This is a genomic window from Bauldia sp. (assembly GCA_037200845.1).
In the GTDB taxonomy this organism is placed as follows: Bacteria; Pseudomonadota; Alphaproteobacteria; order Rhizobiales; family Kaistiaceae; genus DASZQY01.
Window position 1 is genome coordinate 1,789,816 of the sequence record JBBCGQ010000001.1, and the last position, 25,681, is coordinate 1,815,496.

Genomic DNA, 25,681 nt, shown 5'->3' on the forward strand with positions numbered 1-25,681 from the left:
CGGTGCGTCACGGCTATCCGGTTACGCGCCTGTTCAGGCCGCGTGATGTCAGGAGCGAGCGATGGGGGTGCGGATTACGCTGATCGGCGGCCCGACGGCTCTGATCGAGGCGGGCGGCTTGCGCTTTCTCACCGACCCGACCTTCGACGCGCCCGGCCAATACAAGCGGCCGAATTCCACCACGCTGGAAAAGACGGCGGGCCCGGCGCTGAGCGCCGATCAGGTCGGTCGTGTCGACGCCGTGCTGCTCAGCCACGATGAGCACGCCGACAATCTCGATGATTCCGGCCGGGCGTATCTGGCGCGTGCCGGACGGGTGCTTACCACCGCGGGCGGCGCCGAGCGCCTCGGGGGAACGGTGGAGGGCTTTGTGCCCTGGGCTTCGACCGAAGTGAAAGGCGCGAACGGCCGCAGCGCGCGCGTGACGGCGACGCCGGCGCGGCACGGGCCGGCCGGCGTCGAGCCGATCGCGGGCGACGTGGTGGGCTTCGTGATCGAGTTCGACGATGCAACACGCCCCGTTTACGTCACCGGCGATACCGTCTGGTACGATGGCGTCGCGGAAGTCGCGCGGCGCTTCCGGCCGGGTATCGTCATGCCGTTCGCCGGCGCCGCGCAGACGCGCGCGCCGTTTCACCTCACCATGAATACCAACGACGTCGTCGAGACCGCGCACGCCTTTCCCGACGCCGTCATCGTGCCGGTTCACTATGATAGCTGGACCCACTTCAAGCAGACGGCGAACGACCTCGACGTATCGTTCAACGCGCTGGGCTTCGCCAGGCAGTTGCGATTGCTGACGCCGGGTGTTGCTACGGAGATCGCCGTGCCCTGAGCGCAGCCGCTGTTTCGCCAGGCGGCGCCGGGAAGAACGGGGCGCGCCACGCAGCGGTTGCGGAAAGTCCGCGTGCCATGTTTATGTTGCGGCGCGGGGTCAGGGGCGGGACGTGAATGCAGGACGCGGCGTACCGTAAGCGGCTTGCGGCTGATTTGCCGAAATGGCTGGACGCCGGCTGGGTCAATGCCGACGGCGCCGCGGCGATCCTCGCCACCGCCGGCGACTACGACGGCGACGTGCGCTCGGGCCGCGCCGCGTTTGGCCTCTCCGCCATTCTCGGAACATTGGGCGCGCTGCTCGTCGGCCTCGCCGTGCTGGCATGGGTCGGCGCGCAGTGGGAGGCGGTGCCACGCATCGCCCGCTTCGTGCTGATCGTCGCGGCGATGTTCGTCGCCTACGCCGCCGCCTTCCAGTTCGACCGCCGTAAGCTTCGCATCTTCGCCGAGGCGGGCGTGCTCGCCGGCGGCCTGATCTACGCCGGCGCCATCGCGCTCATCGGCCAGACCTACCACCTGGCCGGCGATTTCGCCGGCGCGGTGATGCTGTTCGAGGCCGGCATCCTCGGCGCCGCGTTGTTCACCGGCTCGCCGACCATGACGGTGCTGGGCCTCGTCGGCGCCGGCTACTGGACGTGGCTGGCGACGGGCGAGAGCCATATCCAGCCGCACTGGCCGAGCCTCGCCGCGATCGCCATCGGCGTTCTCGTTTCGACGGTGCAGAATTCGCACTATGGCCGCATCGTCGCGGTGATCGCGGCGATGTACTGGGTGGCGCTCACCATCTTCGGGTTCGGCGACGCCCACCAGTGGACCTTTGCCGGCGGCGCAATGCTCTACGTCGCGGCAAGCTTCGCGATCTGGTCGCTCGGCGCGGCGCTCGCCGGCTTCCGCGGCACGCGGGTCGGCGCGCTGGGCGAAGCGATCCTGTGGCCAGGACTGTTCGCCGTCCTCCTGACGCTCGGCCTGTTGCAGGGCGCCGATCATCCGATGCACGCCGGCGAGGACGATCTCGTGCCGGCGCTGGTCGCGGCCGGCGCGGCGGTCCTGCTCGTCGCGTTTGCTTTCACGCGGAAGGTCGTGACCGTGACCGATGTTGCCGCAGTTGCGGTACTGTCGCTGGGCGCCATCGCGTTCGCTTTCGTCCAGCCGCCCGAAGACCTGGTGCGCAACGTCATCGGCGGCGTGCTGGTGGTTCTCGCCTCGCTCTGGGCGGTGACGCTCGGCCAGTCCGGCCGCCACCCGATCGGCAAGTCGATCGGCCTCGTCGCCTTCGGGCTGGAGGTCATCTACCTCTACGTCTTCACCATCGGCTCGCGGCTCGATACCGCGCTCGCCTTCCTCGTCGGCGGCGTGCTGTTCATCGCGCTGTCGTTCGTGCTCTTCCGCATCGACCGCATTCTGACGCGGCGCGCGACCGCGGCGGCAATTCTCGCCGGCCTCAGGGCATCGCCACCGGCGCTCGAGCCGATCCCCGTGCCCGACCTGCCGGAGCCGCTGCGCACCGTTGAGATCCCGGAGGCGCCGCCAGCTTCGGAAGGCGGGGAAGGGGAGGCGAAGCCATGAGGCTGCCGTCCTACACCTTCGGCATCATCCTCGCGTTCCTGCTGCAGGCCGGGCTGCTCGGCTGGATCGTCTACGATCGCGCGCAACTGCTGGCGAACGGCAAGGTGATCAACCTCGCCGTCGTGCCAATCGACCCGCACGATCTTTTTCGCGGCGACTACGTGACGCTGAACTATCCGATCTCCAGCGTGCGCTCCGATGCGCTTGCCGGCGACGACGCGTTTCACGTCGGCGACGCGATCCATGTGACGCTCGACGACCACGGCGCCGCCACCGCGATCAGCCACGAGCCGCCCGCATCCGGCACGTTCCTCACCGGCACGGTCGAAAATGTCGACGAGCGCACCGCGTGCGACAACGCCGACACCTGCTGGACCTACGGCGTGACCTACAACCTGGAAAAATTCTTCGTGCCGGAAGGCACCGGCCGCGAGCTGGAAGGCCTGCGCAACGAGCAGCGCATCAGCGTCGACGTCGCTGTGGCGGGCGACGGCCGCGCCGCGCTGAAGCGGCTGCTGGTCGACGGCCAACCGCGCTTCGAAGAGGCGCCCTACTAGGCCGGCTCAACCGCGGCGGAAGCATCGGCGAAGAGGCTCGCCTCGAGGTCTTCCGGGTCGATCGCGTAGGTCTGCGTGGCCCCGCCGACGGGAACGCGGATCAGCGTCGTCGTCCGCCGCCACGCGACGAAGGAAACGCTGTCGATGGTCTCTTCATCCGTGTCGACAACGTAGCTGCCGGCGGGCACGACGCCCTCGATGCCCTCTAGGTGGAAGGGATGCACGAAGGTGACGGTCTTGCTGGTGGTGCGGGTCGTCATCGGTTGCTCCGTGGTCAGAAGTCGCCGGAGGCCAGCACGTAGAAGGCGCGCGGCTGCGACGGCGAGAAGACTTTGGCGGCGGCGGCCATGATGCGGTCGCGTGCCGCGTCGAATGCCGCGAGGATCGCGGCCTCGGCATTGCCGGTGCGCGGCGCGATCTTGAAGATGGCGCCGTCCTCGATGAAGAACGTCACCTCCTGCGCGCCATCGTGCGCCCAGAAGCGGATGCGATGATGGTTTGCATCGTAGCTGCGGCTGGGATTGGGAAATCCGAGGGTCATTGTGAATCTCATGGGGCGCGCGGACCGCCCCGTGGCAAAATCTTGTGCGCCCATCGATAGGTAATGTCGAAACTAATATTTACAAGCAAGCAAAGGATATCTGGAGAGAGACAGGATAATCCAAAGGCGCAAAGCACTGCTTCAGAAAAGCGCCCGCGTGTATTTTCCGATTATTTAGTCAGCGTAGCGCTCGGCGAGCGGCGGAAAGTATGCCGGCCCGACAACGCGAGCCGGCGTATTGGAGACGCGTCTAGCCGGCGAAGGCGCTCTTGTGGGCCGCGAGAAAATCGGCGACCGAGCGCGGCTTGTGGCCCGTGAGCCGCTCGACGTCGCCCGAGACGACGCCGAGCAGGCCCTTGGCGGCGTCGCTGTCGAAGTGCGCCATGACGCCGCCGAACTCGGCCGGCATCCCGGCCTGAACCATGCCGGCGACCAGCGCCTCCGACGGGATGCTGACCGCCTTCACCGGCTTGCCGGAAACCTTGCTGAGGATCGCGGCGAGGTCGTCGCCGGACAATGCCTCTGGGCCGCTGACGTCGATGACGTGCTTGCCCTCGGCGGTGAGCAGCGCAGCGGCTGCGGCGCCGGCGCAATCCTCACGCGTGACGTAGGCGCGGCGGCCGGCGCCTGCGGCGTGATAGAGCGTGCCGCTGGCGACCGCCTGCTGCGCCACCGGGATCAGGTAGTCGGTGTAGAGATTGTTGCGCAGGAACGAGAAGTCGACGCCACTCGCCGCCATCCGCACCTCGGTCCAGTAATGCGAGTTCGGGATGACGGCGCTCGGGTTGGTGTCGGGGTATGGGTTGGTGATGCTGGTGTAGAGCAGGTGGCGGACGCCGGCTTTCACCGCCGCGTCGATCGCCGCGACCTGCAGCTCGGCGCGACCGCCGAGCGTGTCGGTCGAGATGACCAGCAGCCGCTCGACGCCGGCAAGCTGCGCGCCGAGGTGGGCGGGATCCCCGAAGTCGGCGCGGCGAAGCTCGACACCCGAGGCGGCAAGCTCGCCCGCCTTGTCCGGGTCGCGGGTGAAGCCGACGATGCGCTTGGCGCCGCCAGCCTGGAGGTGCTTGATGACGCCGCGGCCGAGTTTGCCGCTGGCTCCCGTAACGCCGATGGTCGCGCCGCTGAAATTGGCCAAGTCACGCTCCTTTGGAAAGCTGGTGAGGAAAAAGTGAGTGCCTGTAGGTAGCGGGCTGCCGGCCACTTGGAAGGCGGCACGTCGCGGGAGGTTAGTCACCTAGCGGTAACCGCGCTCAACCGGGACTCGGGATATGCTGGCGCTCCCGCCCCGGAGCCGCCATGCCCGAAACCACGACCTCGCAGGACAACATCGAGGCGATCATCCGCCTCGAGCAGGAAGCGGAGCAGGACCGCAGCGCCACCGAGCGGGCGGCGGAGACGGTCGGCCGCTTTGTCGGCACGCTGTCGTTCGTGGCGGTGCAGGTCGCCGTCGTGGCGGTGTGGATCGCGGTCAACCTCGGCGAGGGCGGCTTCGATCCGTACCCGTTTCCGCTTCTGGCCGGCGTGCTTGCCTTCGAGGCGGTGACGCTGACTGCGTTCGTGCTCATCCGCCAGGACCGCATGAGCCGGCGCGCCGACCGGCGCAACCACCTCGACCTGCAGGTCAACCTGCTGTCGGAGCAGGAGGCGACCAAGATCATCCAGATGCTGGAGCGGCTGAGCCGGCAGCTCGGCGTCGAGGATGCCGTGACCGACAAGGAGAGCCACGAACTTTCGGGCGACACCTCGATCGACACCATCGCGCGCGACCTTCGCGACGCGGCGGCCGATGCGGAAGGCAAGGGCCGGAACGAATGAACGGACGAGCGGCCGGCGACCGCTCGTCCGTTAGCGCAACGCGGGGCGGGCCTAGAACGGAACCTTGCGCGTGAAATCCTGCAGGCTGAGCGCCGACGGCGTGAAGCGGACGCCGACGGTGGCGGCAAGCGAACTCGCCGTCGTCGAATAGGCGAGGCCACCGAACACCGAGAACGGGCTCGACTGGAACTTGTGCTCGGCGCCGACCGAGAACGAGGTGCCGCTCGCGGAAGCATCGTTCCACGCCTGCGCCACCCCGACGTAGCCTTCGGTGTTCGGCGTGAAGTAGTAGGCGATCTGGCCCGTCACGCTCGTTAAAGCCGGAACCGGGGCGCTGGCGAAGGAGTGCGTGATGCTGCCGCGGAGCTGCGCGTTGCCGGCAAACAGCGCGCCGGAGAAGCCGACGCCCGAGATGGTGATGCCATTGCCGCTGGCGATGGCGTAGGACGCGCCGAGCGCGCCGGCACCGAAATTCTTGAACACATCGACCTGCCCGCCGACGACATTGACCGAGACGCCTGAAAGGCTCGCCTGATCGATGCCGGTGATCGAGGCGCCCCAGCCGCTGCTCGACAGGACGGTGGCCCGGCCGCTGATCACCGCGCTCCACGGCGAGGCGGAGTTGGCGGAGTAGACCGCGGCGAGCGAGCCGTCGAAGAACACCTCGTGCCCGGAAGCGGCGGGCGCCATGGTCGGCACCGGCGTCGAGAGATCGGCGGCATGGCCCGCCGAGGCAAAAGCGGCGCACGCCGCGACGGTCAGTCCAACTCCAATCCGCATTTTCATGTCGCCCCTCAAGGTGAGTCGCGACCGCCGCGACCGTGGGGCGGATCAGACATGGTCATGGTTAACGTCGGGTAAGTTTCAACGAAAGCGTGTGATGGGCAGGTGGCTTCTTACCTCCGCTTTCCCCGCGCAGGCGGGGATCCAGATTCATCATCCTCACATCCGGTGCGTGATTGGACTCCTGGATCCCCGCCTTAGCGGGGAAAGCGGTAAGGGGGCTTGGCTCCGCGTGTAGGTTCGCCTTCTCGCGACCGGCATCGGCCCGAGTTTTGATCCTCCCTGTCGTCCGGCCGCCTGAGTCTTCGCTCCCGGTCGGATCTTCTTGCCCCTCACAATCCGAGGGTGGGCGGGCGCCCGGCAAGTGCCGAGCGGGCGGTCCGCATTTCGAGGCGCTCGCCGAGCGCCCGCCGTGGCGTCTTTCGGCTTCCCTACCGCACTCGGCGCGTGGGCAGGCGGCGCACATTCTCTTGCGCTCCGTCCTCGATCCCGCTGCGGCGCCTGGGGCCACTCCGCTTGTCGCCGCAAGCGCGTGCCGTACTGACTGCAGCCCGTCCCGCACTCCGAGAGGCCGCGCCTCTCGGCATCATCGGCGACCGGTCGTAGTGCCGGCCGGCGGTTAGAGGGCGCCTCCCGATCACGCCGGTCCGTTAGGCCGACGCGAGCGGGCGCCACGACAACACCCCGCGAGCCGGACGGTACCGGTCACGACCCTCGGCGGGTGTCGCTGCGTGCGAATATGGAATGGGGGAGGAGGGCGGGCATAAGTCTTTTTAGTTGTCCCCGCGCCGAACTTTCTCCTCCCGCCGTCATCCTTCGGCGAAGCCGCAGACCTCGACTGGAGGACACGCGCCGCGCACGCAAAGGGCGGAGGCGGGAGGGGACTGGGCCTCCATCGACGCTCGTGCCGCCGAAGGACGACCAGCGGAGGGGGCGCGCGTCCTCGCGGGAGGCGTGGCATGGATCACCGGGTTGAGCCGGGTGATGACCGCGGCGGGCGGATCGATAGACTGCGACGCATGACGGCCGACGATCTATTTGACCTTCAGCGCTTCCTCGACGCGCAGGCGCCGGTCTACGACCGCGTCGTCGCGGAGCTATGCGAAGGGCGCAAGACCAGCCACTGGATGTGGTTCATCTTCCCGCAAGCCGCGGGCCTCGGCCGCAGCGCCATGTCGGAGCGCTACGCCATCCGCTCCGCCGCCGAGGCGCGGGCGTATCTGGCGCACCCGGTACTCGGCGCGCGCCTCAAGGAATGCACTGCGCTGGTCGAAGGCGCGGTAGCGAAGGGCGCGACGCTGGAGGCGATATTCGGCGGGCTCGACGCGATGAAGTTTCGGTCGTCGATGGAGTTGTTTGGGATGTAGTCGCACGCGGTTGTATACAGAGACCGATGGCGCGGCAGATGCACCAAATTTTTCTGGACCTTAAGGTGCTGGCGACTGAGCCAGGATTTCTGCACGCGCTTTCGTTCCTCCAGGCGAGGGACATTTTTATGCGCCCTACACCACAAGGATATTCTCCGGTCGGTGGAGTAGATAGGCTCGCGCGTTCTAGGCTAAGCCAGAATGAGATCAGTCTCCTGGCGGGACTGCTGGTCCAATCGGAATCGCCCGAAGTCTATTCGGTAGTGGCCGACGCTAAGGATCAAGCTGCGCGCGCGGATGCGCTGCTTGAGGAACTTCACCAAAGCCTCGAAGCGCCGATGCGCGCTTCGATCCGTTCGGATAGCGCTGCCGATGAGCCGACGTTGGGTGATTTGGCAAAGGAGGCAATTTACTACGGAGCACAGTCCGCTTTCCCTTCCCAATATCTTGCGTTCGCGCGGCAGCGTTACCGGGAGGATTGGGACTGGTTTTTAAGAAACGAAAAAATTTCAATTGGATCAATCGTCGAAATCGCGGACGCACTCGGCACGCACTTCAGTGGGCAAATGACTGCGGTCTTCGAGGCCGCGGAAAAGGAAGGGCAGACGCCTGACGCTCCCTCTACCACGTCAGGTCTCATAGTACCCAAGCGTTTTTTGACGGACAAGTTTGGGGACAAGGCGGAGGCGTTCTTGGCGCTATTTTCCTGCCCAATACAGAAATCCAATTTCTCTTTCACTGACCCATTTACGCACAACGAAGCGAAGGCGAAACCGCTCCTTGCGTTCGGGGAGTACATCTACTGCAGCGGAGAATATGCTCTCGCAGAGTCCGTCTATGAAAGCCCGTATTATTGGATGTTGGCGGACGTACAATACAGAGATACCGCCTCCATTCACCGCGGCAAATTTCTTGAGAGCCAGATCGCCTATCAGGCCGAGAAAGTCTTTGGTAAAAAACACGTCTTTCTTAACGCCACCATATACGGAGCGAAGGGAGTCACGCTCGCAGAAGCCGATGTCCTAATCGTGTACGGAGAATTTGTACTCGTCATCCAAGCCAAGTCAAAGCGCCTAACGCTAAAAGCAAGGGCGGGCGACACTGGGACGTTGGAGGTTGATTTTCAACACGCTGTTCAAGCTGCGTATGATCAAGCAACTCATTTTGCCCAGCTGATCAAGGAAGGTGCCGAGTTCGTTGCCGCCAATCAGAGAGCGAGCCGCATACTATTCGTAACGCGAACATTCCCAATCGTGATCCTGTCGGATCACTTTCCGTCATTGCCCATTCTGATCGACAGGCTGCTAAAGCCCGTTGATGAAGCAAAGCCGGTTGTTGTTGACGTTTTCTTTTTGCAGGTCGCTTTGGAGGTGCTCGGCGACCCAGTGGAGGTACTCTACTACCTTCAGCAACGATCAAGATTTTTTGACGTATTTGCGAGCGACAGCGAGTTTAATTTTCTCGGATTCCATCTCAAGGATCGGCTGTATGCCGACGGCGAATTTGATCGCGTTCTGATCTCGAGCGGCTTCGCGACAGAGATTGAGGATTATTGGATTCGCAAAGAGTTGCACATCGCACAAAAACCCAGCTTCCCGAAACTAGAGCAGCGAATGTTGAATGCGGAAGCGGGGCGCTTGATATCGTTCTTGAAAGCAGGTCCACCAGAAACAGCGGGTGCCGCGATAGACCTTGCCGACTTCTCGTCGGATGCCATTGCCGACTTCATGCACAACGCCGGCGTGGCACAAGATCGGGTTCGTGGGGGGAAGGCCTTCAGCGCATTTAGCGTGAGAACCCATTTCGGCGGACTGTCATACGTTGCCGTGAATTCCTCCCACCGGGGGGCAATCGAAACGGCAGAGCGTGTCGGGCGAAGGCACAAATACAAGCAAAAGCAGGATCGGTGGACCGTATTGTTGCATAACGTGCACTCGGAACGGCCACTCGATGGTGTGTTTTCCATCTGGGATAAATGGGAGCCCTCTAAAGAAATGGATGAGGACATCGCCGAGTTTGACAGGCTAGTGCCCACAATCGAAAAGCCGTTCGGTGCGAGCAACCCAGCCGAAGGCAAACCTTAACTGCCTGCTTGTTCGGCCTTGCCTTCCGCACCGCCAAACCCCATATTCCCGTAGGCAAATTCCACTGATTCCCAAGGTCCGTTTTGGCCGACGAAACCCCGCCCCCCGGCGCCGATAGCCCCGAGGGCACTGGTCCCCAATTCGATCCGATCTCGATCTCCGACGAGATGCGGCGGAGCTATCTCGATTACGCGATGAGCGTGATCGTCAGCCGTGCTTTGCCCGACGTGCGCGACGGGCTGAAGCCGGTGCATCGGCGCATTCTTTTTTCGATGCACGAGAACGGGCGCGACTGGAACAAGCCCTATCGCAAGTGCGCGCTGATCGTCGGCGACGTGATGGGCAAGTATCATCCGCACGGCGATCAGTCGATCTACGACGCGCTGGTGCGCATGGCGCAGGATTTTTCCATGCGCCTGCCGCTCATCGACGGGCAGGGGAATTTCGGATCCGTCGATGGCGATCCGCCGGCGGCGATGCGCTACACGGAATCGCGCCGCGCCAAGGTCGCCCATACGCTGACGGAGGACATCGACAAGGACACCGTCGATTTCCGCCCGAACTACGACGGCTCCGAGAACGAGCCGGTGGTTCTTCCGGCGCGCTTCCCCAATCTGCTGGTCAACGGCGCCGGCGGCATCGCCGTCGGCATGGCGACCAACATCCCGCCGCATAACCTCGGCGAGATCATCGACGCGACCATTGCGATGATCGACGATCCCGGCATCGACATCGAGCGGCTGATGGAGATCGTGCCCGGCCCGGATTTCCCGACCGGCGGCATCATCCTCGGCCGCAGCGGCATCCGCTCGGCGCACCTGACCGGGCGCGGTTCGATCCTGGTGCGCGGGCGCGTCACCACCGAGACGATCCGCAAGGACCGCGAGGCGCTGGTCATCACCGAGATTCCCTATCAGGTGAACAAGTCGGTGATGATCGAGAAGATCGCCGAGATGGTGCGCGACAAGCGCATCGAGGGCATCGCCGACATCCGCGACGAGAGTAGCCGGCAGGGCATGCGCGTCGTCGTCGAATTGAAGCGCGAGGCGATGGCCGACGTCGTCCTCAACCAGCTCTATCGGTTCTCGGCGCTGCAGTCTTCCTTCGGCGCCAACATGGTGGCGCTGAACGGCGGCCGGCCCGAGACGCTGACGCTCAGGGATTTCCTGCAGGCGTTCGTCGCCTTCCGCGAGGAGGTCGTCACCCGGCGGACCAAGTATCTGCTGATGAAGGCGCGCGATCGCGCCCACGTGTTGGTCGGCCTCGCCATCGCGGTGGCCAACATCGACGAGATCATCCGCATCATCCGCGCCTCCAAGGATGCCAACGAGGCGCGCGAGGAATTGATCGCGCGCCTGTGGCCGGCGAAGGACGTCGCACCGCTGATCGCACTGGTCGACGATCCGCGCCATCGCCTGGAGGAGAGCGAGGGCGCCGACGGGCCGGTGGTCCGCCTTTCCGACGCGCAGGCGCGCGCCATCCTCGAGCTGCGCCTGTCGCGGCTCACCGCGCTTGGCCGCGAGGAGATCGACGAGGAGCTGAACAAGCTCGCCGCCGAGATTTCCGACTACCTCGATATTTTGCGGTCACGCCAGCGCGTGCGCGACATCATCAAGAAGGAACTGCGCGAGATCCGCGACGAGTTCGCGACGCCGCGCAAGACCGAGATTGCGGACACGCTCGGCGACCTCGACGACGAGGACCTGATCCAGCGCGAGGACATGGTCGTGACCGTGACCCATGCCGGCTGGATCAAGCGCGTGCCGCTGGATTCGTACCGGGCGCAGAAGCGCGGCGGCAAGGGCCGCACCGGCATGGCGACCAAGGACGAGGATTTTGTCACGCGGCTGTTCGTCGCCAACACGCACACGCCGATCCTGTTCTTCTCCTCCAAGGGCCAGGTCTACAAGGAGAAGGTCTGGCGGCTGCCGCTGGCCGCGCCGCAGGCGCGCGGCAAGGCGCTGATCAATCTTCTGCCGCTGTCGGCAGGCGAGCGCATCACCACGATCATGCCGCTGCCGGAGAACGAGGCGGACTGGGAGACGCTCGACGTGATGTTCGCCACCACCGGCGGCACGGTCCGGCGCAACAAGCTGTCCGATTTCGTCGATGTGCGCCGTTCCGGCATGATCGCCATGAAGCTCGGCGAGGGCGAGGCGATCCTTTCGGTCGAGACGTGCACTGAGAAGGACGACGTGATCCTGACCACCGCCGAAGGGCGCTGCATCCGCTTCCCCGTGCCGGAAGTGCGCGTGTTTGCCGGCCGCAACTCGGTCGGCAATCGCGGCATTTCGCTGGCCGAGGGCGACACCGTCATCTCGATGGCGATCCTGCGCCATTTCGAGGCGAACGCCGACGAGCGCGCCGCCTACCAGAAGATGAGCCGCGCCGTGCGGGGCGACTCCGAGCCGGAGGAGGCGGGCGCCGATTCGGAGGAGACGTCGTCGGCCGGCGAGCTGTCGCAGGCCCGCTACGCCGAGATGAGCGCAGCCGAGCAGTTCATTCTCGCGGTGTCGCAGAATGGCTACGGCAAGCGCACGTCGTCGCACGAGTATCGCGTCACCGGCCGCGGCGGCAAAGGCATCGTCGCCATGGCGGTGAACGCCAAGAACGGGCCGGTGGTCGCCTCGTTCCCGATCGAGCACACCGACCAGATCATGGTCGTGTCGGACGGCGGCCAGGTGATCCGCATGCCGGTCGACGACATCCGGATCGCCGGCCGCGGCACGCAGGGCGTCATCGTCTTCCGCCCGGCCGACGGCGAAAAGGTCGTGTCGGTCGAACGGCTTACCGAGGATGCCGGCGAGGCCGAAGGCGAGGGCGGCGGCGAATAGTCCGACTTTTCGCTTGCCGGTGCCGCCGGTGACCTGAAATCACCGGTGGAAGAAATTATGTCGCGCTCATTCTGTCACGCGCGCTATCGCTAAAATTCGACCGAATATCGCAGGCTACCGTTCATGAGCGGCGCGCCATTCTCCGCGCCGTTCAAGGGATGGGTTTTCACTCGATGTTCGTCCGGTTTATCCGACACCCGGTCTTTATTGCCGCGGTCACCACGCTGCTGATCGCCGCGCTCACCTACGGCGTGACGCGCATGGCGCTGATCGCGACAGGCCACACGTTCCCGACGGTTGCGCTGGAGCTGGTGATCGGGCTGCCGGCGATACTGGTGCCGGCAACCGTGCTGCCGCTGCTTTTCCTGCTGCGCCGGCAGCGGCGCCTCGGCCAGGAGTTGGAGCGGCTGGTGCACACCGATGCGCTGACCGGACTGCCCAACCGCCGCGCCTTCTTCGAGTTCGCGCGCCCCGCGCTCGCCACCGACCAGAACCCGGCGACGCCGCTGATGGCGATGATGATCGACGTCGACCACTTCAAGCGCGTCAACGATTCCTACGGCCACGACGTCGGCGACATGGTGCTGAAGCGCGTCGCCGGCGTTATCCGCGACGAGGTCGCCGCCGCCGGCGCGGCGAACTGGACCGTCGCCCGCCTCGGCGGCGAGGAATTCGCCGTCATCGCCGACCAACTGGTGCCGAGCGCGGTGGCGCGGCTCGCCGACCGCATCTGCGGCCAGGTGCACCGCTGGGTCGGTGCCGGCGACAGCCTCGAGCCGGTGACGGTATCGATCGGCGTCGCCTTCCGCGCGCCGGCGATGGGCGTCGACCGCCTGCTCAAGGCCGCCGACGACGCGGTGTACGCCGCCAAGGCCAACGGCCGCGACCGCTGGGCCTTCGCCGGCGACGCGCGCAACGAGACGCGCCGCCGCCAGCCGCGCGCCTTGCCCGAGCCGGCGAACGACCGCATCGCGGTGGGGTAAGTCCGCTGCCGCCGCGGTGGCTGAGCGGCGGTAAGGGAATCAGCGGCGCATATTCTTCTGAGGCGTACCCACCCACCGCGCTCGCGCGCGGTCCCCCCTCGAACGGGGAGGGATAGAGTGTGCCGCGCGGGCGGAACTCCGCGTCTTCGTCTGCGTCGGCATCATGAACTAGCATCGGCACCGGAATTCGCGCTTGACCTCACGTCGCGTCCGCTACATAACTACACGGTATTGGAACCGTTCGGTTATGCAATGACCCCGTCGCAACGTCTCGATGCCACCTTTACGGCGCTCGCCGATCCCACCCGCCGCGCCATCCTGGCGCGGCTGGCGACCGGGCAGGCGTCCGTGGCGGAACTGGCCCAGCCGTTCGCCATGAGCCAGCCGGCGATCTCCAAGCACCTCAAGGTGCTGGAGCGGGCAGGGCTGGTCTCGGCCGGCCAGGAGGCCCAGCGTCGGCCGCGCAAGATCGAGGGCAAGGCGCTCGCCGAGGCAAACGCCTGGCTCGAGCGCTATCGCGCCATCTGGGAAGGCAACTACCGCCGCCTCGACGATCTGCTCGCGGTGATGAAGGCCGGCGAAAAGAAACGAACGCGCACCAAGCGATAGGAGAGGGTCAAATGTCGAAGATCATGCCGTGCCTGTGGTTCGACGGGCGCATCGAGGAAGCGGCGAATTTCTATACGTCGGTGTTTCCCGATGCGAAGATCACCAACCTCGCGCACTACGACGACGCCGGGCCGATGCCCAAGGGCACGCTGCTGACGGTCACCTTCGAGATCGCCGGGCAGGAGTTCATGATCCTGAACGGCGGCGCCTACTTCAAGATCAACGAGGGCGTCTCGTTCTACGTGCATTGCAAGGACCAGGCGGAAGTCGACCACTACTGGGGCAAGCTCAGCGCCGTCCCGCAGGCGGAACAGTGCGGCTGGCTCAAGGACAAGTTTGGCGTGTCGTGGCAGATCGTGCCCGACGCTCTGGTCCGCTACGTGGGCGACAAGGATCCCGTGAAGGCGAACCGTGTCATGCAGGCAATGCTGCAGATGAAGAAGATCGTCATCGCCGACCTCGACAAGGCATACGCCGGATAATGGCGAAGGCGGCGCGCACCGCGAAGGCCAGGCCAGCGCCGGCGAAAGCCGACGCCGCCGCCGCCTTCGTGGCGCGCCTCGAGGCGCTGCAGTCCGACGCCGAGCTCGCCAAGATCCGGCGCTATTTCAAGGCCAACCCGGGCGACTATGCCGCCGGGGACGTGTTCATGGGCGTACGCATGGGCAGTTTGTTCGCGCTCGCCGACGAATTCGTCGCCATGGCACCCGGCGAGATCGAGGTGCTGCTCGAGAGTCCGATCCACGAGGTTCGCGCCGGCGGTCTGTCGATCATGGCGAAGCAGATGCGGCGGAAGGCGACGACCGCTGGCCGCCGGAAGGAGCTTTACGACCTCTATCTGCGCCGCCACGACCGCATCAACACCTGGGACCTAGTCGATCTCGGCGCATGGCACGTCGTCGGCGCGTATCTGATCGACCGCCCGCGGGCGGTGCTGCGCCGGCTCGCAAGATCGAAGAATATGTGGGAGCGGCGCACCGCGATGCTCGCGACGTTCGCCTTCATCAAGCGCGACGAGTTCGACGACACGTTGCAGATCGCCGAGACGCTGCTCGGCGACCGCGAGGACCTGATCCACAAGGCGGCCGGCGGCATGCTGCGCGAAGTCGGGCGGCGCGACAAGACGCGGCTCACGGCATTTCTGGAGAAGCACGCCGCGGCGATGCCGCGCACGATGCTGCGTACCGCGATCGAGAAACTGCCGCAGGCGGAGCGGACGCGATACCTGAAGGACGCCGGAGGAAAGACGAGATGACGAAGCTCACGCTGACCAAGCTTTCCGATCGTGAAGTCCGCACGACGCGCGTGTTCGACGCGCCGCGCCGCCTGGTCTTCGACGCGCACACCAGGCCCGACCTGATCCGCCAGTGGCTGACCGGCCCGCCCGGCTGGACGATGCCGGTGTGCACCGTCGATCTCCGGGTCGGCGGCAAGTACCGCTACGAGTGGCGCGGGCCGGGCGGCGAGGCGATGGGCATGGGCGGCAGCTACCGCGAGATCGCGGCGCCCGAGCGCATCGTCGCGACCGAGCTGTTCGACATCGACTGGAGCGGCGGCGAGACGGTGACGACGCTGGTGCTGACCGAGGCGGCCGGCAAGACGACGGCGTCGCTGACGATCCTCTACGCGTCGCTTGCGGCGCGCGACGCGGCGCTGAAGACCGGCATGACCGACGGGATGGAGATGAGTTACGCGAAGCTGGATCGGGTTTTGGCGGCGGGATAGTCTCTTTTCCACGCCTTCTAGTTGTGATTGTATTTCCACTCTGGCGGAGTGGGGCAATGGGATCGTGGACGGCACTTGAGGCGCTGCTTGACGCGAGGCCGGAACCTAGTCTCCGGCCTGTTCCAGGCCATCGGGTCGGTATCCCGCCGAGCGACGATGACTTCGTCTCAACGCTTGAGCCTTTGCCGGGTGTGGACATCGACGGCGTATCAGTTGGCATTCTCTACCGGGACGCCACCGGCACGCCATCGACACGCACGATACGATGCCGTCAAGCTCTGCGAGACGGCAACCTCATCTATATTCACGCATGGTGCCTCTCCCGCCAAGACTGGCGCACATTTCGGGTGGACCGGATAGTTGAAGTTTACGACTACACGACCGGGGAGCTGCTTGGCCGCGCAGCTCCGTTTTTTTCGAAACTCCTCGGCGTGGACATTGCCGATCCACAGGCCCAAGCGATGCTGCCAATTCATTTTAGGGACGGCGGACGCGTACTGCTCTACGTCGCAATGGAGGATGGCGAGTTGCACCCGGCGGAAATGCATGTCGTCGTAGACTTCGCAGTTCGACGCCTTCGACAGTACGCGCCGGCCGCGCAACATCCTGACCAGGTCGCCAGATTATGGATGGGCAATCAGGTTCCAACACGACAATCGGCCTTAGCGGCACTTCGCAAGGTCGCGAAGGACGACGACTACGCGGCAGACGTCGCAGACACGATGATGGAAGTGATGCTGGCGGACGGCGAAGTTAAAGATGCCGAAATGGATGCCGCGTGGGCAATCGTAAAAGGTCTTGAGCGTGCCGATAGACGAAAGGCGCTTAAGAAATGAAAACCGCCGGCCTCGGGGAGGGGCCGGCGGTTCTTCTGCGGGTGGGCCTTCGGGGCGGAAGGCCCTCGGGGTAAGCTCGGAAAGGATCGGTTAGTCGATCTGGACCTTGTGCAGCGTCGAGACGTTGTCGGCGCGCGTTTCGACCGTCACGTACCGCGACGAGTCGGCGACTATCGGCAGGCGGTCGGCCTTGGGCGCCGCCTGGTCGGAGGCCAGGAACATCGAGGCGCTGGCAACGCCGACTGCGGCCGTGGCGACCAGCGTGGTCGCAAGAACCAGTGAATGGAACCAGGGAGCCATGACGGTCTCTCCTTCTGCCTTCCGTTGATCGAACGTGCCGAGTAAACGTCTTTGCACCTGAACGGTTCCGGACGGGCGCGTTTATCTGCCGTTCAGGCGTGCGTCGAAATCGGCGCTTTCCGGCCAGTTAGGGCCGCCGAAGCCGCCCGCCTATGACGGCGGTCACATTCGCCAACTATTTGAAGTAATGTTGAAATTCGCCGCGGCTTGCCGCTCGGGCCCGCGACCTTTAAAAGCCGCCGCAAATGACCCGTATCGCCTTCTTTCCGGGCACCTTCGATCCCGTCACCAACGGCCACGTCGACCTGCTCCGGCAGGCGTTGCGGGTCGCCGACGAGGTCGTGGTGGCGGTTGGCGTCAACCCCGGCAAGTCGCCGATGTTCACGCTCGCCGAGCGGAAGGCGATGCTCGCCGGCACTGTGAAGGGCCTCGGCAAGAAGGACGCGGCGCGCGTCGCGGTGATCCATTTCGAGGGCCTCGCGGCGGAGGCGGCGCGCGCGGCGAAAGCCGATTTCATCGTGCGCGGCCTCCGCGACTCGCGCGACCTCGACTACGAGATGCAGATGGCGGCGATGAACGCGTCGCTCGCCGGCGGGGTTGCCACCGTCTTCCTGCCGTCGTCGCCGACGGTTCGCCACATCACCGCCACGCTTGTCCGCCAGATCGCGGGCATGGGCGGCGACGTCTCGCCGTTCGTGCCCGCCAATGTCGCCAAGGCGATCGCCGCGCGCCGCGCGCGCTGATCTCTCATCTCTTCCGCCCGGAGGTTCCCGTGACCCGTTTCCTCGCCATCCTCGCTGTCGCCCTCGTCGGCCTCTTGCCGATCGCCACGCGCGCGGCGACGCTCGATCCGGAGAACACGATCTACCTGACGCTGAAGGCCGGCCGCGTCGTCATCAAGCTGCGTCCCGATCTCGCACCCAACCACGTCGAGCGCATCAAGGAGCTGACGCGCGCCGGCTTCTACGACGGGCTGACCTTCCACCGCGTCATCCCCGATTTCATGGCGCAGGCCGGCGACCCCAAGGGCGACGGCACCGGCGGCTCGGACAAGCCGGACCTGAAGGCGGAATTCAAGCCGTCGGCGCACTTCCTGCGCGGCACGGTCGGCGCGGCGCGCAGCCAGGATCCGGACTCGGCCAACTCGCAATTCTTCATCTGCCTCGCCGACGCGCCGTGGCTGGATGGCGGCTATACGGTGTGGGGCGAGGTCGTCGAGGGCATGGAGTTCGTCGACCAGATCAAGCAGGGCGACCCGAACGTCAACGACGGCGCCGTCAGCAATCCCGACAAGATCATCAAGATGCAGGTTGCGGCCGACGTTAAGTAGGCAGGCACGCGATAAACAGGAGGCAATGACCGTGGCGACCAAGAACGATCCGGAAAATACGCTGCTGCTCGAGACGACGAAGGGCCCGGTGACCATCGCGCTCCGTCCCGACCTCGCGCCGCAACACGTCGCGCGCATCAAGGAGCTGGCGCGCAAGGGCTTCTACGACGGCATCGTCTTCCACCGCGTCATCGACGGCTTCATGGCGCAGACCGGCGACCCGACCGGCACCGGCATGGGCGGCTCGGGCAAGAAGCTGAAGTCGGAGTTCTCCAAGGAGCCGCACAAGCGCGGCACCGCCTCGATGGCGCGCGCCTCCGACCCGAACTCGGGCGACTCGCAATTCTTCATCTGCTTCGGCGACGCCCGCTTCCTCGACGGCCAGTACACCGTTTGGGGCGAGGTGACCGACGGCATGGACAACGTCGACAAGATCAAGCGCGGCGAGCCGGTGAAGGATCCCGACAAGATCGTGTCGATGAAGGTCGCCGCGGACGTGAAGTAGGGCGGCGCGGCAGGCGTTGCTGTCGTCCCCGCAGGCAGGGACCCGCTGCCCCGTCGGGGGTACTGGATGCCCGCCTTCGCGGGCATGACAGTTGAGGATAGGATGGGCTGAGGCCCATTAGCGCAATCTCACGAGCCATCCATGACCGACCGCCCGATACCTCCGCCACCTCCTCCGCCGCCCGACTGGCGCGACCAGCGGCGGCAGGAGCGCATGCAGCGGCGCGAGATGCGCTGGCAGGGGAACCCCGCCTGGTTCGGCGGCACGATCCTGATCGTGCTTGGGCTTATATTCCTCGCCAGGAATCTCGGGTTCTACCTGCCGCGCCATTGGTGGGCGATCTTCCTGCTCATCCCGGCGGCCGGATCTTTCGCCTCGGCCTATTCGATGTACCAACGCGCCGGCCGCGCGACCGCGCCGGTGCGCGGCGCAATCGTCGGCGGCCTGATCCTCGTCGGGCTGACGGTGCTGTTCCTGATCGACTTCGACTGGGGCCTCTACTGGCCGGTGATCCTCATCCTGCTCGGCATCGCCGTGCTCGGCGGCAGCGCCTGGCGGCGGTGACGGGCGCGCACGAGTAGCCATCGTGCGCGTCGATCTGTTCGATTTCGATCTGCCGGACGAGCGCATTGCGCTCCGCCCGGCGCGGCCGCGCGATGCGGCGCGCATGCTGGTGGTGAAGCCGGGCGAGAGCGTCGCCGATGCGCACGTCCGCGATCTGCCGTCGTATCTGCGTGCCGGCGATGTGCTGGTGCTGAACGATACGCGCGTCATCCCGGCGGAACTGCACGGCGAACGCGTGCGCGACGGCGTCTCGGCGGGCATCAGCGTGACGCTGCACAAGCGCACCGGGCAGGCGACTTGGCAGGCCCTGGCGCGCGGCGCGAAGAAACTGGCGGTCGGCGATCGCATCCGCTTCGGGCAGATGAGTGACGCGGCGTGCCTGATCGCCGGCCTCGATGCGACGGTGGCCGACAAGGGCGAGGCGGGCGAGGTGACGCTGGCGTTCGATCTTTCCGGGCCCGTGCTCGACGAGGCGATCGCTGCGGTCGGCCACGTGCCGCTGCCGCCGTATATCGCCGGCAAGCGCGCCGAGGACGCCGAGGACAGGCGCGACTATCAGACGATCTACGCCGAACGCGACGGCGCGGTGGCCGCGCCGACGGCCGGTCTGCATTTCACCGACGATCTGTTCGCGCGCCTCGCCGCCGCCGGGATCGGGCGGCAGATGGTGACGCTGCACGTCGGGGCGGGGACGTTCCTGCCGGTCAAGGTCGATGACACGGCGGGGCACCGCATGCATGCGGAGTGGGGCACAGTGTCGGCCGCCACCGCCGAGGCGCTCAACGCCGTGCGCGCGAAGGGCGGGCGCATCGTTGCCGTCGGCACGACGTCGGCGCGGTTGCTGGAAAGCGCGACGGGGGAGGACGGCGTGGTGCGTGAATTCGGCGGCGACACGGCGATCTTCATCACGCCGGGATATCGGTTTCGTGCCGTCGATATTCTGATGACGAATTTCCATCTGCCGCGCTCGACGCTGTTCATGCTGGTTTCCGCCTTCTCGGGACTGGAGACGATGCGTGCGGCGTACGCCCATGCGATCGCGGCGGGGTATCGGTTCTATTCGTATGGCGATGCGTCGTTGCTGTTTCGGGAGGGGGGCTGATGGTTGGCGTCAGCGTGCCCTCACCCTCTTTCTCTAGGCTCGCGATGCTCGCCAAGAGAAAGAGCCCTCTCCCCTTTGGGGAGAGGGGACAACCGGCAGCACGACATGTCCCCTCGCCCCGGAGGGGAGAGGGCTTTGCCTCTTATGAGCGAAGCGAATTAGAGGCAAAGGGTGAGGGCGCACGCCGATGACGCCGGGCGTCGCCTTCCGCATCGATGCCACCGACGGGGCGGCGCGCACCGGGGCGCTGACGCTGCCGCGCGGCGTCGTGCGCACGCCGGCGTTCATGCCGGTCGGCACGGCCGGCACCGTCAAGGCGATGACCATGGCGGACGTCAAGGCGACCGGCGCCGACATCATCCTCGGCAACACCTATCACCTGATGCTGCGGCCGGGGGCGGAACGCGTCGCAGCGCTCGGCGGGCTGCACAAATTTGCCGGGTGGGACGGGCCGATCCTCACCGACAGCGGCGGCTTCCAGGTCATGTCGCTGGCGCAGCTTCGCAAGATGGATGCGGACGGCGTGACGTTCCAGTCGCACATCGACGGCTCGACGCACCGCCTGACGCCGGAACGCTCGCTGGAGATCCAGGCGCTGCTCGATTCCGATATCCGCATGCAGCTCGATGAGTGCGTCGCGCTGCCGGCCGAGCCGGCGGCGATCGAGAAGGCGATGCGGCTGTCGCTCGTGTGGGCGGAGCGGTCGAAGGTTGCATTCGGCGGAACGCAAGGCCGGGCGCTGTTCGGCATCGTGCAGGGCGGCGATGACGCGGCGCTGCGGCTGGAGTCGGCGGCCGGGCTGACGGCGATCGGCTTCGACGGCTACGCCGTCGGCGGGCTGGCGGTCGGCGAGCCGCAGGCGACGATGCTGGCGATGCTCGACGTCACGGTGCCGGCGCTGCCGGCCGACGCGCCGCGCTATCTGATGGGCGTCGGCACGCCGGACGACATCGTCGAGTCGGTCGCGCGCGGCATCGACATGTTCGACTGCGTGATGCCGACCCGCGCCGGGCGCCACGGTGTCGCCTACACGCGCTTCGGCAAGGTCAACCTGAAAAATGCGCGCCATGCCGACGATCCGCGCCCGCTCGACGAGGCGGTGGCATGGCCGGCGGCGCGGGACTATTCGCGGGCGTATCTGCATCATCTCGTGAAGTCGGAGGAGATGCTGGGCGCGATGCTGCTGTCGCAGAACAACGTCGCCTACTACCAGCACCTGATGCAGGGCGTGCGCGCTGCCATCGCGGCGGGCGCCTATGCCGATTTCGTCGCGGCGGCGAAGGACGGCTGGGCGGCCGGCGATATTCCCGTCCGCTAGCGCGACGCCAGCTTGCCGTCCGGCGGCGCGTTCGCGCGCGCTACCTCGGCGGCAGTCAGTTCCGCCGCGCGGCCGCGGTCGATTTCGGCGTCCGCGACATCGCCGAGGGCCGCGTGCGCTTCGCCGCGCGCTGCGTAGGCGTCCGCCGATGGAGCGAGACGGATCGACTCGTCGAGGTCCTTGACCGCGTCGGCGTTCTGCCCGAGCGCGCGATAGAGCTGGGCACGGTCGCGATAGGTCTCCGCGGACGGATCGGCCTGCACGGCCTCCGACGCCAGCGTCAGGCCCTGTTGGTACGATGCGGCGGCATGCGTGGCATCGCCCGACGCGGCGTAGGCGCCGCCAAGCGCGAGGCAGGTCGCGGGGTTCGCGTGCATGTCGACGGCCTTGATGAGGTCGGCGAGCGCCTCGGGCAGCAGGCCGCCGGCGCGATAAGCGGCGGCGCGCCCGGCGTAGTACGTCCAGTCCGGCTTGACGTCGATCGCGGCGCTGTAGTCGGCGATGGCCGAGCGGGCGTTGCCCTTGCCGAGATAGGCGGCGGCGCGCGCCGCGAACGAGACGGAGTCGCGGTCGTTCAGCCCGAGCAGCGTGGCGTAGTCGCCGATGGCGCGGTCATAGAGGCCGAGGGCGGCGAACGATTTTGCCCGGAGCGCGTGCGGCTCGGGTTCGCCCGGCACCTGGAAGATGACGCGGTTGAGATCGGCGATCGCCTTGCGGTGCTCGCCGCCGGCGGCGTATTCGCCGGCGCGCAGGAAGTAGCCCTCGGCGGTCGGCTCGATGGTCAGCGCCTTGGTGAAGTCGGCGATGGCGTCGTCGCGGTCGCCGGCGAGCGTGCGATAGAAGCCGATGAAGAGATAGGCCTTGGCGGTCGGCGCCAGGCGAATGACCGCCGCCGCGTCGGCGATGGCTGCGTCATAGTCCTCGCCCGCGGCGCGCACTCTTGCCCGGCCGGCGTAGGCCATGACGCGGTCGGTTGCGGAGGCGTCGGGCGCGTCGAGCACGCGGCTGCACGCGGCTTCTGTGCCGGGATCGTAGATATTGCGGGCGGATCGGCAGACGGAGAAATCCGAAGCGTCAGTGGCGAGCGCCGGACCGGCTGTCGGCAGAAATGCGCCGACGATGGCAACGCAACAGAGTAGAGCGACACGCATTCGGCTGCCCTCCTGCGATTACCCTCCCGTGATGACCTCCACGACTCTGAAAACGTTCCCCAGATGCGAAACTTTATGCAAGAACGATACCAGAGTCGCTCACGGCCGGCTAGATCGACGGCGTGTCGTCGGAGATCAGCGAGCAGCCGTTGATCTTCCAGGTGCCGTCGCCCTGCTTCTGCATGCCGTAGGCGGCGATGTAGGCTTTGCCGTCCGGGCCGGTGATGTAGACCTTCTGGATGGGACCGAGCGGCGTGTCGACGATGTCGCCGAAGGTGACCGACTTCGGCCGGTAGACCGGCATGTAGCCGTTCCTGACCATGGCCATGAACTGATCGGCGGTCGGGTAATAGCTCTGGATGGTCGGCGAGGCGTAGTTCCAGGCCGCGGCGCCGTCGTCGTGCTGAAAAGCGCTGATCTGGCCGGTGATCAGCGACTGGAACGTGGCGCGGTCGGCGGCGCTGACATCGTCGGCGCGGGCGGCGGGCGCCAGGCCGATGGTGGCGATAAACAGTGCAACGAGTACGCCTGCGATTCGTTTCATGGCGGATTTCCTCCCTGCCTGATCATTCTACGCCGTTGCGGGAAGGAAAGTTTCACGTCTTGGCGATATTGGCGGCGCCAGTTGACCGGGTAGGGGCCGATCCTTACGGTCCCGCGCAATCCGCCGGACGGCACGTTTCAGAGCGCGTAGCTCAGCTGGCAGAGCACATGACTTTTAATCATGGGGTCCCGGGTTCGAGCCCCGGCGCGCTCACCACCCCCTCGCAAAACCGATGACCGCCGACAACGACGCCAACAAAGCCTCCGCCGCCTACCGCCTGCCGGCGATGGACACCGACTATATCCTCGGCGACTCGATGCGCGGCGTGCGCTTCCTGCTCGAGTATGCCAAGGCGGAGGAGTTGCTGCGCGCCTGGAGCGTGCGCTCCACCGTCGTCGTGTTCGGCTCGGCCCGCGTCATGCCCGGCGGCAGCGCCGATCCCGACGCATCGACGGCGACGCTGCCGCCGGGCGCCGCGCCGCGCCCCGGCCGGCATGCGGCGCGCTGGTATGACGAGGCGCGCAAGCTCGGGCGCATCGTTTCCGAACGCGGCGGCGCACTGAAGCCGGACGGCAAGATCCGCGACAACGTCATCGCCACCGGCGGCGGGCCGGGCATCATGGAAGCCGCCAACCGCGGCGCCCACGACGCCGGGGCTCCGTCGATCGGCTTCAACATCCAGTTGCCGCACGAGCAGGAGCCGAACGCGTACTCGACGCCGGACCTGACATTCCAGTTCCACTACTTCGCGATGCGCAAGATGCACTTCGCCATGCGCGCCGCGGCGCTCGTCGTCTTCCCGGGCGGCTTCGGCACGTTCGACGAATTTTTCGAGCTGCTGACCCTGGTGCAGACGGGGAAGATGAAGCGCATCCCGATCGTGTGCTTCGACCGCGAGTACTGGACGAAGGTGGTGAATTTCCAGGCGCTGGTCGCGGAGGAATTCGTCACGCCGGGCGACCTCGATCTTTTCGCTTTTGCGGACGATGCCGAGGAGGCGTGGCGGGCGCTGGTGGAGCGCGGGTTGACCATTCCGCCGGCGCGTGGGGTCGAGCCGCGGAAGGACGTGGCGCCGTAACTCGACAGTGCACCCCCTCACCCTTCGCCTCTAACTGACGCGAGCACATTCCCTCTCCCCTGGTGGGAGAGGGCTCATTCTCTTGGCGAGCGCAGCGAGCCTAGAGAATGAGGGGGAGGGGGCATCCCGCCCGCGTTATGTCAGCCCGCATTGATCGCCTCCCGATTCCGGCTACATACTCCCGTGACATGAACATCGCCGTTCCCGCCATAAAGCCTGCGCTGATCGACCCGTTCGGGCGCACGATCACGTATCTGCGCGTGTCGGTGACCGACCGCTGCGATTTTCGTTGCGTCTATTGCATGGCCGAGGACCAGCACTTCCTGCCGCGGAACGAGGTGCTGAGCCTCGAGGAACTGGATCGGCTGTGCTCGGCGTTCATCGGGCGCGGCGTGCGCAAGCTGCGGCTGACCGGCGGCGAGCCGCTGGTGCGCAAGAACGTGATGTCGCTGGTCCGCGCCCTGTCGCGGCACATCGGGCGCGGGCTGGATGAGCTGACGCTGACCACGAACGGCTCGCAGCTCGCGCGCTTTGCGGCGGAGCTCGCCGATTGCGGCGTCGAGCGCATCAATGTTTCGGTCGATACGCTCGACCCGGCGAAATTCAAGGCGATCACGCGCTGGGGCGATCTGGCGGAGGTGCGCGCCGGCATCGATGCGGCGCGGCGGGCGGGGTTGAAGGTCAAGATCAACGCCGTGGCGCTGAAGGGCGTCAACGAGCACGAGTTCGACGATTTGATCCGCTGGGCGCATGGCGACGGCATGGACCTGACGCTGATCGAGACGATGCCGCTCGGCGAAGTCGGCGCCGACCGCACGGACCAGTACCTGCCGCTGTCGGCGGTGCGCGCCGATCTGGCGGGGCGCTGGACGCTGACGGATCTCGCGTATCGGACCGGCGGGCCGGCGCGTTATGTCCGTGTTGCCGAAACCGGCGGGCGGCTCGGCTTCATCACGCCGCTGACGCATAATTTCTGCGAAAGCTGCAACCGCGTGCGCGTTACCTGCACGGGCACGCTGTACATGTGCCTCGGCCAGGAGGATGCCGCCGATCTTCGCGCGCCGCTCAGGGCATCCGGTGGCGACGAGTTGCTCGAGGCGGCGATCGATGAGGCCATCGGGCGGAAGCCCAAGGGGCACGATTTCATCATTGACCGCGATCATCGCGAGCCGGCGGTCAGCCGGACGATGAGTGTGACGGGGGGATAGGGCCTTAGCCCTCCCCAAACCGCCTTCGGCGGTTTGACCCTCCC

At 66.3% G+C, this 25,681-nt stretch carries 28 protein-coding genes and 1 tRNA gene; 22 read left to right on the forward strand and 7 right to left on the reverse strand.

The window, feature by feature from the left end:
- Positions 1 to 61: 61 nt before the first annotated feature.
- The 3 genes from WDM94_08650 (at position 62) to WDM94_08660 (ending at position 2,957) form a co-directional block, all read left to right on the forward strand.
- Positions 62 to 835 carry an MBL fold metallo-hydrolase gene (locus WDM94_08650; protein ID MEJ0012684.1) on the forward strand — a complete coding sequence of 258 codons (774 nt, stop codon included), beginning with the start codon at positions 62 to 64 and terminating at the stop codon, positions 833 to 835.
- Between the two features lie 116 nt (positions 836 to 951).
- On the forward strand, positions 952 to 2,400 hold the full coding sequence (locus WDM94_08655; GenBank protein MEJ0012685.1) for a DUF2157 domain-containing protein: 1,449 nt from the start codon (positions 952 to 954) through the stop codon (positions 2,398 to 2,400).
- Positions 2,397 to 2,957, forward strand: a complete 561-nt coding sequence (locus WDM94_08660; protein MEJ0012686.1) for a GDYXXLXY domain-containing protein — start codon at positions 2,397 to 2,399, stop codon at positions 2,955 to 2,957. The genes WDM94_08655 and WDM94_08660 overlap by 4 nt, the downstream gene beginning before the upstream one ends.
- Here WDM94_08660 and WDM94_08665 read toward each other — a convergent pair.
- From WDM94_08665 to WDM94_08675, 3 genes are all read right to left on the reverse strand, one after another.
- Positions 2,954 to 3,217 (reverse strand): hypothetical protein, encoded by a 264-nt coding sequence (locus WDM94_08665; protein ID MEJ0012687.1) that lies wholly within the window; start codon positions 3,215 to 3,217, stop codon positions 2,954 to 2,956. The two genes, WDM94_08660 and WDM94_08665, sit on opposite strands and share 4 nt — an antisense overlap.
- Positions 3,218 to 3,231: 14 nt before the next feature.
- A complete protein-coding gene (locus WDM94_08670; protein ID MEJ0012688.1) occupies positions 3,232 to 3,498 on the reverse strand; it encodes a DUF1488 family protein in 267 nt (88 codons plus the stop codon).
- 250 nt (positions 3,499 to 3,748) lie between these two features.
- Complete coding sequence (locus tag WDM94_08675; GenBank protein ID MEJ0012689.1) at positions 3,749 to 4,636, reverse strand: SDR family oxidoreductase; 888 nt, start codon at positions 4,634 to 4,636, stop codon at positions 3,749 to 3,751.
- Between the two features lie 161 nt (positions 4,637 to 4,797).
- Here WDM94_08675 and WDM94_08680 point away from each other — a divergent pair, with 161 nt between their 5' ends.
- Positions 4,798 to 5,316 (forward strand): DUF1003 domain-containing protein, encoded by a 519-nt coding sequence (locus WDM94_08680; protein ID MEJ0012690.1) that lies wholly within the window; start codon positions 4,798 to 4,800, stop codon positions 5,314 to 5,316.
- Positions 5,317 to 5,367: 51 nt separating this feature from the next.
- Here WDM94_08680 and WDM94_08685 read toward each other — a convergent pair whose 3' ends face one another.
- Complete coding sequence (locus WDM94_08685; GenBank protein MEJ0012691.1) at positions 5,368 to 6,102, reverse strand: hypothetical protein; 735 nt, start codon at positions 6,100 to 6,102, stop codon at positions 5,368 to 5,370.
- 1,016 nt (positions 6,103 to 7,118) lie between these two features.
- Between WDM94_08685 and WDM94_08690 the strand changes: the two genes are divergently transcribed.
- From WDM94_08690 to WDM94_08730, 9 genes are all read left to right on the forward strand, one after another.
- Positions 7,119 to 7,466 (forward strand): DUF1810 domain-containing protein, encoded by a 348-nt coding sequence (locus tag WDM94_08690; GenBank protein MEJ0012692.1) that lies wholly within the window; start codon positions 7,119 to 7,121, stop codon positions 7,464 to 7,466.
- 26 nt (positions 7,467 to 7,492) lie between these two features.
- Entirely contained in the window at positions 7,493 to 9,550 is a 2,058-nt protein-coding gene (locus WDM94_08695; GenBank protein MEJ0012693.1) for a hypothetical protein, read from the forward strand.
- Between the two features lie 149 nt (positions 9,551 to 9,699).
- Positions 9,700 to 12,384, forward strand: a complete 2,685-nt coding sequence (gyrA, locus tag WDM94_08700) for a DNA gyrase subunit A (protein ID MEJ0012694.1) — start codon at positions 9,700 to 9,702, stop codon at positions 12,382 to 12,384.
- A 173-nt stretch (positions 12,385 to 12,557) separates the two neighbouring features.
- Positions 12,558 to 13,367, forward strand: coding sequence for a GGDEF domain-containing protein (locus tag WDM94_08705; GenBank protein MEJ0012695.1), 810 nt, complete (start codon positions 12,558 to 12,560; stop codon positions 13,365 to 13,367).
- A 252-nt stretch (positions 13,368 to 13,619) separates the two neighbouring features.
- On the forward strand, positions 13,620 to 13,976 hold the full coding sequence (locus tag WDM94_08710) for a metalloregulator ArsR/SmtB family transcription factor (protein MEJ0012696.1): 357 nt from the start codon (positions 13,620 to 13,622) through the stop codon (positions 13,974 to 13,976).
- Positions 13,977 to 13,987: 11 nt separating this feature from the next.
- Positions 13,988 to 14,458, forward strand: a complete 471-nt coding sequence (locus WDM94_08715; GenBank protein ID MEJ0012697.1) for a VOC family protein — start codon at positions 13,988 to 13,990, stop codon at positions 14,456 to 14,458.
- Positions 14,458 to 15,231 carry a DNA alkylation repair protein gene (locus tag WDM94_08720; protein MEJ0012698.1) on the forward strand — a complete coding sequence of 258 codons (774 nt, stop codon included), beginning with the start codon at positions 14,458 to 14,460 and terminating at the stop codon, positions 15,229 to 15,231. Before WDM94_08715 ends, WDM94_08720 begins: the two co-directional genes overlap by 1 nt.
- Positions 15,228 to 15,701: an SRPBCC family protein gene (locus WDM94_08725; GenBank protein MEJ0012699.1), complete on the forward strand. Its 474-nt coding sequence runs from the start codon at positions 15,228 to 15,230 to the stop codon at positions 15,699 to 15,701. Before WDM94_08720 ends, WDM94_08725 begins: the two co-directional genes overlap by 4 nt.
- A gap of 56 nt (positions 15,702 to 15,757) precedes the next feature.
- Positions 15,758 to 16,537, forward strand: a complete 780-nt coding sequence (locus WDM94_08730) for a WYL domain-containing protein (protein MEJ0012700.1) — start codon at positions 15,758 to 15,760, stop codon at positions 16,535 to 16,537.
- Between the two features lie 90 nt (positions 16,538 to 16,627).
- Here WDM94_08730 and WDM94_08735 read toward each other — a convergent pair whose 3' ends face one another.
- Complete coding sequence (locus tag WDM94_08735; protein ID MEJ0012701.1) at positions 16,628 to 16,837, reverse strand: hypothetical protein; 210 nt, start codon at positions 16,835 to 16,837, stop codon at positions 16,628 to 16,630.
- A 245-nt stretch (positions 16,838 to 17,082) separates the two neighbouring features.
- Between WDM94_08735 and coaD the strand changes: the two genes are divergently transcribed.
- The 6 genes from coaD (at position 17,083) to tgt (ending at position 21,656) form a co-directional block, all read left to right on the forward strand.
- The gene (coaD, locus tag WDM94_08740; GenBank protein MEJ0012702.1) at positions 17,083 to 17,580 is read left to right on the forward strand and encodes a pantetheine-phosphate adenylyltransferase; all 498 of its coding nucleotides are present in this window, start codon (positions 17,083 to 17,085) and stop codon (positions 17,578 to 17,580) included.
- A gap of 47 nt (positions 17,581 to 17,627) precedes the next feature.
- Complete coding sequence (locus tag WDM94_08745; GenBank protein ID MEJ0012703.1) at positions 17,628 to 18,167, forward strand: peptidylprolyl isomerase; 540 nt, start codon at positions 17,628 to 17,630, stop codon at positions 18,165 to 18,167.
- Between the two features lie 31 nt (positions 18,168 to 18,198).
- Complete coding sequence (locus WDM94_08750; GenBank protein ID MEJ0012704.1) at positions 18,199 to 18,672, forward strand: peptidylprolyl isomerase; 474 nt, start codon at positions 18,199 to 18,201, stop codon at positions 18,670 to 18,672.
- Between the two features lie 141 nt (positions 18,673 to 18,813).
- Positions 18,814 to 19,236, forward strand: coding sequence for a hypothetical protein (locus WDM94_08755; GenBank protein MEJ0012705.1), 423 nt, complete (start codon positions 18,814 to 18,816; stop codon positions 19,234 to 19,236).
- Positions 19,237 to 19,258: 22 nt separating this feature from the next.
- Positions 19,259 to 20,338, forward strand: a complete 1,080-nt coding sequence (gene queA, locus WDM94_08760) for a tRNA preQ1(34) S-adenosylmethionine ribosyltransferase-isomerase QueA (protein ID MEJ0012706.1) — start codon at positions 19,259 to 19,261, stop codon at positions 20,336 to 20,338.
- A gap of 187 nt (positions 20,339 to 20,525) precedes the next feature.
- Entirely contained in the window at positions 20,526 to 21,656 is a 1,131-nt protein-coding gene (gene tgt / locus WDM94_08765; GenBank protein ID MEJ0012707.1) for a tRNA guanosine(34) transglycosylase Tgt, read from the forward strand.
- On the opposite strand, the gene WDM94_08770 is transcribed toward tgt, so the two are convergent.
- Positions 21,653 to 22,807 (reverse strand): tetratricopeptide repeat protein, encoded by a 1,155-nt coding sequence (locus WDM94_08770; GenBank protein MEJ0012708.1) that lies wholly within the window; start codon positions 22,805 to 22,807, stop codon positions 21,653 to 21,655. The two genes, tgt and WDM94_08770, sit on opposite strands and share 4 nt — an antisense overlap.
- 109 nt (positions 22,808 to 22,916) lie before the next feature.
- Positions 22,917 to 23,351 carry a DUF4864 domain-containing protein gene (locus WDM94_08775; GenBank protein ID MEJ0012709.1) on the reverse strand — a complete coding sequence of 145 codons (435 nt, stop codon included), beginning with the start codon at positions 23,349 to 23,351 and terminating at the stop codon, positions 22,917 to 22,919.
- A 140-nt stretch (positions 23,352 to 23,491) separates the two neighbouring features.
- Here WDM94_08775 and WDM94_08780 point away from each other — a divergent pair.
- The 3 genes from WDM94_08780 to moaA all read left to right on the forward strand — a co-directional run bounded on the left by WDM94_08780 (position 23,492) and on the right by moaA (position 25,637).
- Positions 23,492 to 23,567 (forward strand) — tRNA-Lys (locus WDM94_08780).
- 16 nt (positions 23,568 to 23,583) lie between these two features.
- A complete protein-coding gene (locus WDM94_08785; GenBank protein MEJ0012710.1) occupies positions 23,584 to 24,429 on the forward strand; it encodes a TIGR00730 family Rossman fold protein in 846 nt (281 codons plus the stop codon).
- A 188-nt stretch (positions 24,430 to 24,617) separates the two neighbouring features.
- Complete coding sequence (gene moaA, locus WDM94_08790) at positions 24,618 to 25,637, forward strand: GTP 3',8-cyclase MoaA (GenBank protein ID MEJ0012711.1); 1,020 nt, start codon at positions 24,618 to 24,620, stop codon at positions 25,635 to 25,637.
- Positions 25,638 to 25,681: the final 44 nt, after the last annotated feature.